General features: G+C 69.4%; 13 protein-coding genes. All 13 read left to right on the top strand.

The window, feature by feature from the left end; genetic code table 11:
• Nucleotides 1–120: 120 nt before the first annotated feature.
• The 13 genes from ACWGSK_RS11400 to dprA all read left to right on the top strand — a co-directional run bounded on the left by ACWGSK_RS11400 (nt 121) and on the right by dprA (nt 12,626).
• Complete coding sequence (locus ACWGSK_RS11400) at nt 121–1,473, top strand: ammonium transporter (protein ID WP_452455784.1); 1,353 nt, start codon at nt 121–123, stop codon at nt 1,471–1,473.
• A gap of 380 nt (nt 1,474–1,853) precedes the next feature.
• Entirely contained in the window at nt 1,854–3,077 is a 1,224-nt protein-coding gene (locus tag ACWGSK_RS11405) for a hypothetical protein (RefSeq protein ID WP_452455785.1), read from the top strand.
• A gap of 149 nt (nt 3,078–3,226) precedes the next feature.
• Nucleotides 3,227–4,831 (top strand): signal recognition particle protein, encoded by a 1,605-nt coding sequence (gene ffh / locus ACWGSK_RS11410; protein WP_358515185.1) that lies wholly within the window; start codon nt 3,227–3,229, stop codon nt 4,829–4,831.
• A 236-nt stretch (nt 4,832–5,067) separates the two neighbouring features.
• The gene (gene rpsP / locus ACWGSK_RS11415; protein WP_067601811.1) at nt 5,068–5,523 is read left to right on the top strand and encodes a 30S ribosomal protein S16; all 456 of its coding nucleotides are present in this window, start codon (nt 5,068–5,070) and stop codon (nt 5,521–5,523) included.
• Between the two features lie 2 nt (nt 5,524–5,525).
• A complete protein-coding gene (locus ACWGSK_RS11420; protein ID WP_067601808.1) occupies nt 5,526–5,768 on the top strand; it encodes an RNA-binding protein in 243 nt (80 codons plus the stop codon).
• A gap of 160 nt (nt 5,769–5,928) precedes the next feature.
• A complete protein-coding gene (gene rimM, locus ACWGSK_RS11425) occupies nt 5,929–6,447 on the top strand; it encodes a ribosome maturation factor RimM (RefSeq protein WP_358515188.1) in 519 nt (172 codons plus the stop codon).
• A gap of 46 nt (nt 6,448–6,493) precedes the next feature.
• Nucleotides 6,494–7,252 carry a tRNA (guanosine(37)-N1)-methyltransferase TrmD gene (gene trmD, locus ACWGSK_RS11430; RefSeq protein ID WP_358515191.1) on the top strand — a complete coding sequence of 253 codons (759 nt, stop codon included), beginning with the start codon at nt 6,494–6,496 and terminating at the stop codon, nt 7,250–7,252.
• A 293-nt stretch (nt 7,253–7,545) separates the two neighbouring features.
• Nucleotides 7,546–7,905, top strand: a complete 360-nt coding sequence (gene rplS / locus ACWGSK_RS11435; RefSeq protein ID WP_358515194.1) for a 50S ribosomal protein L19 — start codon at nt 7,546–7,548, stop codon at nt 7,903–7,905.
• A gap of 71 nt (nt 7,906–7,976) precedes the next feature.
• The gene (lepB, locus tag ACWGSK_RS11440; RefSeq protein WP_358515197.1) at nt 7,977–8,846 is read left to right on the top strand and encodes a signal peptidase I; all 870 of its coding nucleotides are present in this window, start codon (nt 7,977–7,979) and stop codon (nt 8,844–8,846) included.
• A gap of 248 nt (nt 8,847–9,094) precedes the next feature.
• A complete protein-coding gene (locus ACWGSK_RS11445; RefSeq protein WP_304072742.1) occupies nt 9,095–9,427 on the top strand; it encodes a DUF2469 domain-containing protein in 333 nt (110 codons plus the stop codon).
• Between the two features lie 82 nt (nt 9,428–9,509).
• Nucleotides 9,510–9,884, top strand: a complete 375-nt coding sequence (locus ACWGSK_RS11450; protein ID WP_358515200.1) for a YraN family protein — start codon at nt 9,510–9,512, stop codon at nt 9,882–9,884.
• Nucleotides 9,884–11,401, top strand: a complete 1,518-nt coding sequence (locus tag ACWGSK_RS11455) for a YifB family Mg chelatase-like AAA ATPase (protein ID WP_358515203.1) — start codon at nt 9,884–9,886, stop codon at nt 11,399–11,401. The genes ACWGSK_RS11450 and ACWGSK_RS11455 overlap by 1 nt, the downstream gene beginning before the upstream one ends.
• Nucleotides 11,402–11,510: 109 nt before the next feature.
• Nucleotides 11,511–12,626, top strand: a complete 1,116-nt coding sequence (gene dprA / locus ACWGSK_RS11460; protein ID WP_358515206.1) for a DNA-processing protein DprA — start codon at nt 11,511–11,513, stop codon at nt 12,624–12,626.
• Nucleotides 12,627–12,683: the final 57 nt, after the last annotated feature.

The following is a 12,683-nucleotide window of genomic DNA, read 5'->3' on the forward strand; positions in this document are numbered from 1 at the left end:
GTAACACCGGAGATGGACCGTTGTCGCCGTGGTGATCCGAGACGGGCCCGAAGACGCGCTCGCCGACCGGTGCCCTCGTCGAAAGACGACCTCACCCGTCCATCCCATGGAGGCGACGAAATGATCGACACCGGCAATACCGCGTGGCTGCTGATGAGCGCCGCGCTGGTGATGCTCATGACCCCGGGCCTGGCGTTCTTCTACGGAGGCATGTCGCGGGCCAAGAGCGTCCTCAACATGATGCTCATGAGCTTCAGCAGCATCGCGATCGTCAGCGTCCTGTGGGTGCTCATCGGGCACTCGTTGACCTACGCTCCCGGCCACGGTGCCCTGGACCTGTTCATCGGCGGCTTCGACTACGTCGGACTGACCGGGATCATGACCGAGGTCGAGCCGGCCGCCGACGGTGAGGGCGGCTACCCGCTGCTCGTCGACGCCGGCTTCCAGCTGATGTTCGCGGTCATCACCGTGGCCCTGATCAGCGGGGCCATCGCCGACCGCGCCAAGTTCGGCGCCTGGCTGCTCTTCGCCCCGGTGTGGGCGCTCCTGGTCTACTTCCCCGTCGCCCACTGGGTCTGGGGCGGCGGCTGGGTCGCGCGCATGCACGAGTGGACCGGGCTGCCCGAGGTCATCGACTTCGCCGGTGGAACCGCCGTCCACATCAACGCCGGCGCGGCGGCGCTCGCGCTGGTCCTGGTCCTGGGCCGACGCAAGGGCTTCGGCTCGGAGTCCACGCGCCCGCACAACCTGCCGTTCGTCCTGCTGGGCGTCGCGCTCCTGTGGTTCGGCTGGTTCGGCTTCAACGGCGGTTCCGCCTACGCCGCCAACGAGCAGGCCGCCCTGGCCCTGGTCAACACCCAGGTCGCCACCGCCGCCGCCACCGCCGCGTGGATGCTGGTCGAGCGCCTCCGCTACGGCAGGGTCAGCGCCCTCGGTTTCGCCTCCGGCGCCATCGCCGGTCTGGTCGCGATCACCCCGTCGGCCGCCAACGTCACCCCGGTCGGCGCGATACTCGTCGGTGCCCTGTCCGGTGCCGTGTGCGCCTACGCCATCAGCCTCAAGTTCCGGTTCAAGTACGACGACGCCCTGGACGTGGTCGGGCTCCACATGGTCGGCGGCGTGATCGGCTGTCTGGCCCTCGGGTTCTTCGCCTCCTCGGCGGTGCCCGGTGGCGGCGACGCCGGTCTGTTCACCGGCGGGGGAGCGGGCCTCCTGGCCGCCCAGACCATCTCGGTCCTCGGCGTCACGATCTACACGTTCGTCCTCACGTGGGTCATCGCCAAGGTGATCGACCTCATCATCGGCTTCCGTCTTCCCGAGGAGGTCGAGACCAACGGCCTCGATCACGAGTTGCACGCCGAATCGGCCTACGCCTTCGACGAGCTCGACGCGTTGGCCACGGAAACTCCGGAAGCGGTCTCCTCTCCGACGCCTCCGGGTGGGGAGACGACCTCACCGCGGGTCGATGCCTGACCTCAACGTCGAGGTGAGGGTCTCGATCCGTTGACGCGGTGAGGCGATCCAGGGGCCGACGGGCATGACCCGTCGGCCCCGTCCATGTGTCCGAAACGGGCATGCCGGGGTTTTTCGGGCGTCGGTTCTCCCAGCTTGTCGGATATGTGTACGTAATCAAGTGGCACTGTTGGCAGTGACCCGTGTCTGGGTTCGGTACCCTTTCGAAGCGGTGCGACGGTCCCTTCCCGCATACGCCGGGACATCGACGGAACACGCACCGATTCACCACGTGCCGGGGAACGGTAGGCCGGGCCGCCAAGAGCCCGATCCCTCCCCGATGACTCACTTCAACGCCGATTCGTATCAGCACCCCTCAGCCGATGGGGGCAGGAGGCAAGATGGCGCCGGTTACTCGAAAAAGGGGTCACAGGGGCGGACGGTTCACGCTCGCCGCGGTGGGAACCATCGCCGCGCTGGGACTGGCCGCGTGCTCCGGTGGCGGTGACGAGGCGGAGGAGCCCGCCACCGAGACCGCGGAACCCGTCGACGCCGCGCCCTTGCTGGAGGAGGCCCTGACCGCCCTGGCCGACTACCCGGCCGTGGTCGCGACCGGGCAGATCGCCGCCAGTGTCGGCGCGGACGTACAGGAGACCGAGCTCACCGTCGCCGACGGTGGGGCCACCCGCGGCACCTTCCAGGTCAACGGTGCCGAGGCCGAGGTACTCGCCGCGGACAGCAAGCTGTTCCTGCGCGCCGACGAGGAGTTCTGGCTGGACCGGAGCGTCTTCGGTCCCGACAGCGACGCCTTCGAGGGCAATTGGGTGCGTTCCTCGCCCGCGCAGGCCGGACTCAACCCCTCCAGCACGCTCGCTCCGCCCTCGCTCGCCGAGACCCTCGGGGCGATGGAACTGGAGAGCGACGAGGCGGTGGAGGAGGACCTGGACGGCACGCGTGCCTACCGGGTCGACCTCGCCGGCGAACGCAACCAGCTGTGGATCGACGCCGAGACCAACCAGGTCCTGCGCATCGCGATCGAGGAACTGGTCCCCGAGGGCGCCGAGAGCGGTCCCCAGGTACGCCTGGACTTGGCAGCGGCCGAGGAACCCGCGGTGGAGGAGCTCTACACCGGCCTGGCCACCGCCGTGGAAGAGGAACTCGGTTCCTCTCGCGACGCCCGGGTCGAGGCGGCCTGGGACGGCGAGGCCGGCATGAGCTGCGACGAGGGGCCCAGCTGCACCTGGTCCGGCACCGTGCACGACGCCGGTGACAACGGCAGCGGCACCGTCCTGGTGCGCATGGACGTCACCTTCGCCAACGAGGAACTCGGCGACCAGGAGTGCTCGGAGTCCGGCGCGCTGGAGGCCGGCGGCACCCTGGACCTGTCCTGCGGGGTCGACTACGACGTCACCAGCTCCGACCCCGAGGAGTACAACATCGACGCCGACGCCGTTCTGTCCACCCGTGGGCTGACCTCCACCCAGCAGGAGGAGATGATCGCCGCCGTCAACGAACAGCATGAGGCCACTCTCTCCGGTGGCGAGGACACCGGTGAAGAGGGCGCCGAGGACGGAACCGAGGAAGGCGCGGAAGAGGGCGCCGGGGAGGGTGAGGAGGGCCAGTAGCCCTCGTAGCCCTCCCGTGAACCGGGGCGGGGACCGAAGGTTCCCGCCCCTCCAACGTCCGGCTGCCGCGCCCGCCCGCACAGCGCCCCAGGTGGCGACGTGCGGGTAGGCTAGGAAGCCATTCCCGATACGAAGGACTGGCTGAACTCGTGTTCGAGACGCTTTCCGACCGGCTGACATCGGTCTTCTCCTCGCTGCGCGGCAAGGGGCGCCTCTCCGAAGAGGACATCAACGCGACCGCGCGCGAGATCCGTCTCGCGCTGCTCGAAGCGGACGTCGCACTACCCGTGGTCCGCGAGTTCATCGCGCGGATCAAGGAGCGCGCCCGCGGCGAAGAGGTCTCCAAGGCCCTCAACCCCGCCCAACAGGTCATCAAGATCGTCAACGAGGAACTGGTCGAGATCCTCGGTGGCGAGACGCGGCAGATCCGCTTCGCGAAGACGCCCCCCACCGTGATCATGCTCGCGGGTCTTCAGGGCGCGGGTAAGACCACCCTGGCGGGCAAGCTCGCCAAGTGGTTGTCGGACGACCGCAACACCCCGCTGCTGGTGGCCGCCGACCTCCAGCGTCCCAACGCCGTCACGCAGCTCCAGGTGGTCGGTGAGCGCGCGGGCACCCAGGTGTTCGCGCCCGAACCCGGCAACGGAGTGGGCGACCCGGTTCAGGTCGCGCGCGAGTCGATCGAGCACGCGCGGCGCAACAACCACAACGTCGTCATCATCGACACCGCCGGCCGCCTCGGTGTGGACACCGAGATGATGCAGCAGGCGGCGGACATCCGTGACGCGGTCGAGCCCGACGAGATCATCTTCGTCGTCGACGCGATGATCGGTCAGGACGCGGTCAACACCGCGCAGTCCTTCCTCGACGGCGTCGGCTACGACGCGGTGGCGCTCACCAAGCTCGACGGTGACGCCCGTGGTGGTGCGGCCCTGTCGATCCGGCACCTCACCGGCCGCCCGATCATGTTCGCGTCCACCGGCGAGAAACTCGAGGACTTCGACCTCTTCCACCCGGACCGGATGGCCTCGCGCATCCTGGACATGGGCGACGTCCTCACCCTCATCGAACAGGCCCAGCGCACGTTCGACGAGGCCGAGGTCGAGAAGATGGCCTCGACCATGGCCTCGGACGAGGACTTCACGCTCGACGACTTCCTCGAACAGATGAAGATGGTCCGCAAGCTCGGCCCCATCGGCAACCTGCTCGGGATGATGCCCGGCATGGGCCAGATGCGCGAGCAGATCGACAACATCGACGACAAGTCCCTGGACCGCATCCAGGCGATCATCCAGTCGATGACCCCCGCCGAGCGCACCAACCCCAAGATGATCAACGGGTCGCGCCGGCTGCGCATCGCCAACGGTTCGGGTACCCAGGTCGGCGACGTCAACGGCATGGTCACCCGCTTCTTCGAGGCGCAGAAGATGATGCGCAAGATGAAGAGCGGCGGCGGCATGCCGGGGATGCCCGGGATGCCGGGCATGCCGGGTGGCGGCGGCAAGAAGGCCAAGAAGGGCAAGAAGCCGAAGAAGGGCAAGCAGCGCAGCGGCAACCCGATGAAGGCCCGTCAGCAGGAGGCCGAGCGCGCCGCCGAGCGGCAGCGCCGCCAGGAGGAGGGGCCGCAGACACCGCAGCTGCCCCCGGGCCTGGGCGGCGGCGGTGGGCAGCAGCCCAGCCTCCCGCCCGCCTTCGGTGGACCGAACATGCCGGACCTCTCGGACTTCAAGTTCGGTAAGAACGACGACAAGTGATCGGTGGCGCGGCCGTTCCCCACGAAGGGGGATGGCCGCGCTTTCGAATGTGACCGGACTCGTCCGTGGTCCTGGCCGAGGAACCCGCCGGCGTCTGGCACAATGAGGAGTCGACTAACGGCGGTGGGCCGGCCCTCTAACTAGTCCGCCGCTCATGTCCTGCCTCGACGGGTTCCACAACCCCACGTGGGTCGCCGGTCAGGCGCTAACACCGTTTTCGGGAGAAGACCACTCCAGTGGCTGTCAAACTGAAGCTCAAGCGTATGGGCAAGATTCGTACGCCGCAGTACCGTGTCATCGTCGCCGACGCCCGCAACAAGCGTGACGGCAAGGCGATCGAGGAGATCGGCAAGTACCACCCCAAGGAGCACCCGAGTCTCATCGAGATCGACTCCGAGCGGGCCCAGTACTGGCTCTCCGTCGGCGCTCAGCCGTCCGACGCGGTGAAGGTCCTCCTGCGCAAGACCGGTGACTGGCAGAAGTTCAAGGGCCTGCAGGCTCCGGCTCCGCTCCAGGTCGCCGAGGCCAAGGACCCGGAGGCCAAGGAGGCCGCCTTCCAGGCCGCGCTGAAGGAGCTCGTGCTCCCCGGTCAGGAGAAGAAGACCAAGAAGGCCGAGAAGAAGGCGGAGAAGCCGGCCGAGAAGCCGGCTGAGGACGCCGAGGCCGAGAAGAAGTCCGAGGGCGAGGCCTGATCGTGCTGGAAGAGGCGCTTGAGCACCTCGTGAAGGGGATCGTTGCGAACTCCGAGGACGTCCAGGTGAGAGCCAAGCGGCTCCGCAAGGGCAAGGTCCTGGAGGTCCGGGTCCACCCTGACGACTTGGGCAAGGTGATCGGTCGCAACGGCCGCACCGCCAAGGCACTGCGTACCATCATCGGCGCGCTCGCCGGTGGTCGTTACGTGCGTGTGGACCTGCTGGACCTGCACGAAGTGCGCTGACGCGCCTCCCGGGGCGCCGGCCGAGAGGTCGGTGCCCCACACCCGTGCCCGGGCACCCCTGTGGGGCGCCCGGGCACGGTTTTCCCCGAAGCCTTCCAAGGCGCCACCGAGGCGCCCGGTCGAGCTCCCGGGCCGGTATCGATCGAAGGAAAAAGGACTCATGCGACTCGTGGTGGGCCGGATCGGCCGTGCGCACGGCATCCGCGGCGACGTGGCCGTCGAGGTGCGCACCGACGACCCCGAGGCCCGGTTCGTGGAGGGCGCCGTCCTGAACACCGACCCCGGGTCGGTGGGACCACTCACCATCGCCTCGATCCGTCGACACAGCGGGAAGCTGCTCGTCCGTTTCAAGGGCATGGCCGACCGCGACGCCGCCGAGGCGCTGCGCGGCACCGCCCTCCTGGTGGACTCCGAGGACATCGCGCCCCTGGACGATCCGGACGAGTTCCACGACCACGAGCTCATCGGTCTGACCGCGGTCGCCACCGACGGCACGACCATCGGAACGGTCGACGACGTCCTCCACTACGCCCAGGACGTGCTGGTGATCACCGCGGAGGCCGGCCACGAGGTCCTCGTGCCGTTCGTCGCCCCGATCGTCCCCGAGGTGGACGTGACCGCGGGGCGGATCACGCTGGACCCGCCGCCCGGCCTGCTCGACCTCCACACCAACGACTGAGCGGCCGAAGCCGCCCGGTCGCCGAGCGAACGAGACCGAGTACGCCGTGCGCATCGACATCATCAGCATCTTCCCCGACTACTTCGCCCCCCTGGACCTGTCCCTGATCGGCAAGGCCCGTACCGCGGGCCTCCTCGACGTGCGCGTCCACGACCTGCGCTCCTGGACCCACGACCGGCACAACACCGTCGACGACACCCCCTATGGGGGCGGCCCCGGCATGGTGATGAAGCCCGAACCGTGGGGGGAGGCGCTCGACGAGGTCATCGCGGACCGGCCGGCCAGGCTGATCCTGCCCACCCCCAGTGGACGCCCCTTCACCCAGGCCGACGCCGAGCGTCTGGCCGGTGAGGAGAACCTGGTGTTCGGCTGCGGCCGGTACGAGGGGATCGACTCCCGGGTGGCGGTGGACGCGGCCGGCCGGATGCCGGTCGAGGAGATCAGTATCGGCGACTACGTCCTCAACGGGGGCGAGTCCGCGACGTTGGTCATCGTGGAGGCGATCACCCGGCTGTTGCCGGGGGTGCTCGGCAACCGCGAGTCCCACGTCCAGGATTCCTTCGCCTCGGGCGGCATGGAACGGCTGGTCGAGGGCCCGGTGTACACCAAACCGCACGTCTGGCGCGACCAGGAGGTCCCGGCGGTACTGCTGTCCGGAAACCACGGAGCGGTGGACCGGTGGCGCCGTGACCAGGCGCTGCGCAAGACCGGGCGCAACCGTCCCGACCTGATCGCCGCCACCCCCGACGAGAACCTCGACAAGCGCGACCGCGAGGTGCTCGCCGAGGAGACGACGCAGGACTGAGCGGGGGACTGAGCGGGGGCCCTCGGGACTTCGGGCGGGTTCGGGGCGGGCCTTCGGGAGGATCACCAAGGCCACACCGCCGTTGGTTCGAGTGGCCGCGGAGGATATGGCAAACTGGGAGGGTTCCCCCTCGGTGACCCCAAGGCATCCGCATGCCGGCGGTACGACGTCGGCCTCTGTGTCGGTCACCGGGTGGTTCCACAGTTCAGACCCAATAGGGCCTCGCCCGCGAACCCCCTCCTCGGAACAGCCGAGGGGCAGGACGCGGCGCGCTATCGATGAGGATTCGCGAGATGCACACCGTCATTCAGGAGCTTGAGAAGGCTCAGCTTCGCACCGACATCCCGGAGTTCCGTCCGGGTGACACCCTCAACGTCCACGTTCGCGTGACGGAGGGCAGCCGCACCCGTGTCCAGGTCTTCAAGGGTGTCGTGATCCGCCGACAGGGCGCGGGCAGCCGCGAGACCTTCACCATCCGCAAGGTGAGCTACGGCGTGGGCGTGGAGCGTACCTTCCCGATCCACACCCCGGCCATCGAGAAGTACGAGGTCGCCGCCCGCGGTCGCGTGCGTCGCGCCAAGCTGTACTACCTGCGCGAGCTGCGCGGGAAGGCCGCTCGTATCCGCGAGCGCCGCGAGCCCGTCACCAAGTAACCTCACTTCTCGTAACCGCATCCGGCCGGAACCGTGCCGCCCAGGTGGGAGGCAGGATAGGCTTTCGGCCGATGGACGAAGACGAGAAGGGCCTCGGTACGGACGGGGTCCAAGACGAGGATTCCGCCCGGCCCGGCCCGGAGGAGCAAGGCTCCGCCACTGGCTCCCAGACCCACGATGGTCTGGGAGCCAGTGGTGTCTCCGCAGCCGAGGATCAGGAGTCGGAGGAGAAGGCGGAAGCGGCGATGAGCAAGTCCCAGAACAGTGCCAAGAAGGGGTCGTTCTGGAAGGAACTGCCCATTCTGATCGTGATCGCGTTGGTTCTCGCGTTCGTGATCAGAACCTGGTTGATGCAGGCGTTCTACATTCCCTCCACATCGATGGAGAACACCCTGCTCGTCGGCGACCGGGTCCTCGTCAACAAGGTCGTTTACCAGGTTCGGGACATCGAGCGCGGTGAGGTCATCGTCTTCAACGGCGACGGGTCGTGGGACGATCCGAACACCGTGGAGATCCCCGAGCCCACCAACCCGGTCAGCGGCGCGTTCACCTGGGTGCAGCAGCAACTCGGTGCCGCGCCCTCCGGCAAGGAGTACATCAAGCGGGTCATCGGCCTGCCGGGGGACACGGTGGAGTGCTGTGACGAGCAGAACCGTCTGCTGGTCAACGGCGAGCCCCTCGACGAGGAGGCCTACCTCTACCCGGGCAGCGTGGAGAGTCACACCGAGTTCGGGCCCATCGAGGTCCCCGAGGACCACCTGTGGCTGATGGGCGATCACCGTGCCATCTCGCACGACTCGCGCGCCAACCAGAACAACCCAGGTGGCGGCGCCGTCCCGATCGACCACGTGGTGGGGCGGGCGTTCGTCATCATCTGGCCGTTCGGCCAGGCCGGTGCGCTGAGCGTTCCGCCGGCCTTCGAGGAACTCGAATCCGAGTAGGGGTGGGCCCACCGGCTCGACGTCAGAGGACCTTCGGACGGGGTCGGGTGACCGAAGAGTCGAAGGAAATCCGTTCGACGGTGCGCAAAAGCGCGTTCCGTGACGCATGATGGATCTGGGATCGTATCGGCGTTCTCCGAACGCGTGGTCCGCCTCCCCGACGGGAACGAAGTCGGGTGGCGGCGGTGTCCACGGTCGGAGGACCGGCACATCACGACCGGAGAGTGCTGACGAAAGCGAGCGAGCGGATGAGTTCTGAGGACCTGGAGAAGTACGAGGCCGAGATGGAGCTGCAGCTCTACCGGGAGTACCGCGATGTGGTAGGCCTCTTCGGCTACGTGGTGGAGACCGAGCGTCGTTTCTACCTCACCAATCACGTGGACCTGCAACCCCGCTCCACGGAGAACGGGGAGATGTACTTCGAGGTCGTGATGGAGGACGCCTGGGTCTGGGACATGTACCGTCCGGCCCGGTTCGTCCGCAACGTGCGCGTGGTGACGTTCAAGGACGTCAACGTCGAGGAGATCACCAAGTCCGACCTGGAGATGCCACCGACCGAGGGGCCGCCTCCCGGCGAGTGAGCCCGGGGTTGTCCACAGGCGGGAAATTCCCTCTGGTGCGAAGCGAAGCGATCACCGACCGTGGTAACGGGAGGTGGTCGCTTTGCTACGACAGTGGGCCGAGTACCGGCACACCCTGGGCCGGAGCGGTGAGGAGCTCGCCGCCCGGTACCTGGAGCGGGCCGGGATGCGTCTCTTGGACCGCAACTGGCGGGCTCCGAACGGCGCCGGGGAGATCGACATCGTGGCCCGGGAAGGGCCCGTGCTGGTGGTCGCCGAGGTCAAGACCCGGGGTTCCCTCCACCACGGCCACCCGCTGGAGGCCATCGACGAACGCAAACGTCGCCGATTGCGGGCGTTGGGGCGTTCCTGGGCCTTGACACACCGCCGTCACCCGGGCCCGCTCAGGGTCGACGGCGTGTGCGTCCTGTTCGACCGGGGCCGGGTGCTCCTGTCGCACGAGCGGGGGCTGCGCTGATGACGCTCTCCCGTACCCACTGCGTCACCCTGCTGGGCGTGCAGGGGCACATCGTCGAGGTGGAGGTCCACCTGGGCGGCGGCGACCCCGGGGTGACCCTGGTCGGTCTGCCCGACGCGGCGTTGCGCGAGGCCAGGGATCGCATCCGCGCGGCCGTCGCCAACAGTTCCGAGAACTGGCCCAGCGGCCAGATCACCATCAGCCTGTCCCCGGCCAGCCTGCCCAAGTCCGGCAGTCTGTTCGATCTGGCCATCGCCGGCGCGGTGTTGTCCGCGGCCGGTGAGGTGCCCGCGGGCCGGCTCGAAGACACGGTGCTCATCGCCGAACTCGGTCTGGACGGTCGAGCCCGCCCGGTCCGCGGGGTCCTGCCCGCGGTGGTCTCCGCCGCCGGGCAGGGATTCACCCGGTTCGTGGTGGCCACCGGCAACGCCGCTGAGGCTCGGCTGGTCCCCGGTGTGGAGGTGATCGCCGTCGCCGACCTCGCCGGGGTGTGTTCCTGGTTGCGCGGTGAGGTTCTGGACCCACCCGAGGAACCGGCGGAGACCGGGCCCGCCGTCGAGGACCACGGTCCGGACCTGTCCGACGTGCTGGGCCAGCCGGTGGCTCGCCGGGCGGTGGAGATCGCCGCCGCGGGCGGGCACAACATGATGATGCTCGGACCACCGGGAACGGGGAAGAGCCTGCTGGCCGAACGGCTGCCCACGGTGCTGCCTCGGCTCGACCGGAACGAGGCGCTGGAGGCCACCGCCATCCATTCGGTGGCCGGCCTGCTTCCGTCCGGCGCCCCGATGATCATCCGAGCGCCCTTCGCGGCGCCGCACCACACCTCCAGCCGCGCGGCCATCATCGGTGGTGGTAGTGGTAACCCGGGACCGGGTTGGGTGTCCAAGGCCCATCGGGGCGTCCTGTTCGTCGATGAGGCGCCACAGTTCGGTCGTGGGGTGTTGGACTCCCTGCGCGAACCCCTCGAACGAGGCGAGGTGGTGATCGCCCGGGCCTCCGCCACCGTCGCCTTCCCCGCCCGATTCCAGTTGGTCATGGCGGCCAACCCCTGCCCCTGCGCCAAACCGGGCAACCTGTGCACCTGCCCGGCGGGGGAGCGCAGGAGGTACTTCTCCCGGGTCTCGGGCCCCCTGCTGGACCGGGTCGACCTCAAGGTGGAACTCCAACCGGTGGCCCGGGCCGAACTGCTGGCCGACCGGGCCTTCGCCGAGTCCTCCGAGGTGGTGGCCGAACGGGTCGCCTCGGCCCGCGCCCGCGCTCGCGTCCGCCTGGCCGACACCCCGTGGAACACCAACGCGGCCATCCCGGGCGCCCGACTGCGCCGCGACTTCCCGGTGGCCCCCAACGCCCTGCGGGTGCTGGGCCTGGCCATGGACCGCGGACAGATCAGCGCCCGAGGTGTCGATCGCGCGCTGAGAGTCGCCTGGACCCTCGCCGACCTGGCCGGACGCGACCGGCCAGGCGAGGAGGAGACCGCCTACGCGTACGCCCTCTGGTCCGGTCGCGCCTGGTGATCGACTCGGCCACGGGCGACCGAAGCGAAGACCGGGGAGCGACGGGAGGGCGGAGAGCGGCGGAAACGGATGTGGGACGAGGGACGGACCAAGACGGGAGGGGTGTGGGGTGAGCGGGGACGAGGAGGCGGCTCGGGCACGGGCCGGACTGACGGCGGTGGCGCGGCCCGGTGACCTCTGGCTGGCACGGTTGCTGGTTGAGCACGGGGCGGAGCGGGTGTGGGCGGAGTTGGTGGCCGGGGCGCCGCCGCCGGGATGGGACGGCGAACCACCGCCCCGATGGGCGATCTGGGCCCGGCGGGCGGTCCGTGTGGACGTCGATCGCCTGCTCGCGGACTCGGCGGAGGCCGGGGTGCGGTTCGTCGCTCCAGGAGACCCCGAATGGCCGGGGCGGCTGGACAACCTGCCCGGGGACCGGGACTGCTATGGGCTCTGGGTCCGTGGCCACGGGGACCTGCGCAACCTGTGCCTGCGTTCGGTGGCGATCGTCGGTGCGAGGGCGGCCAGTGCCTACGGGGAGCACGTGGCCTCCGAACTCGCCTACGGGTTGGCCGAACGCGGCTTCACCGTGGTCTCCGGGGGCGCCTACGGCATCGACGGGGCCGCGCACCGGTCCGCGCTGGCGGCCGGACACACCGTCGCGGTGTTGGCCGGCGGGTTGGACGTGGACTACCCGCGCGGGCACGCCGGCCTGTTCGCCGACGTGACCCGGGCGGGGGCACTGGTGAGCGAACGTCCGATCGGTCGCTCCCCGCGTGCGCAGGACTTCCTGATCCGCAACCGGCTCATCGCGGCGCTCACGCCGGGAACCGTGGTGGTGGAGGCGGGTCGGCGCAGCGGGGCGCTCAACACCGCCACGCACGCCAACGATCTGCACCGGATCCTGATGGCGGTGCCGGGGCCGATCACGTCGGCGACCTCCGTGGGCTGTCACCGGCTCCTGAAGGAGGGGCGGGCCACCTGTGTCACCGGGGTCGGTGACGTGGTGGAGCAGATCGTTCCCGTGGGGGAGACCTCCCTGCCGGGCCCGGCGGACCTCGATCCGGAGACGGCCCGGGTGCTCGCGGTGGTGGACCGACGCGGAGTGGGCACCGCCGAGGTCGCCAGACGTTGCGGGGAGGGCCTGGAAGGGGCGATGCGCTCCCTGGGGATGCTCGCCGCCGCCGGGATGGTCGAACGCTGCCCCGACGGCTGGCGCCTGCCCGGCGGAAAGGAGGGCGGATGAGTCACCGGGCCCGAAGCCGCGCCGTGGCCGAACCCCGACCCGACGGGTACCCGGACA

Source organism: Nocardiopsis sp. NPDC055551 (assembly GCF_053619415.1).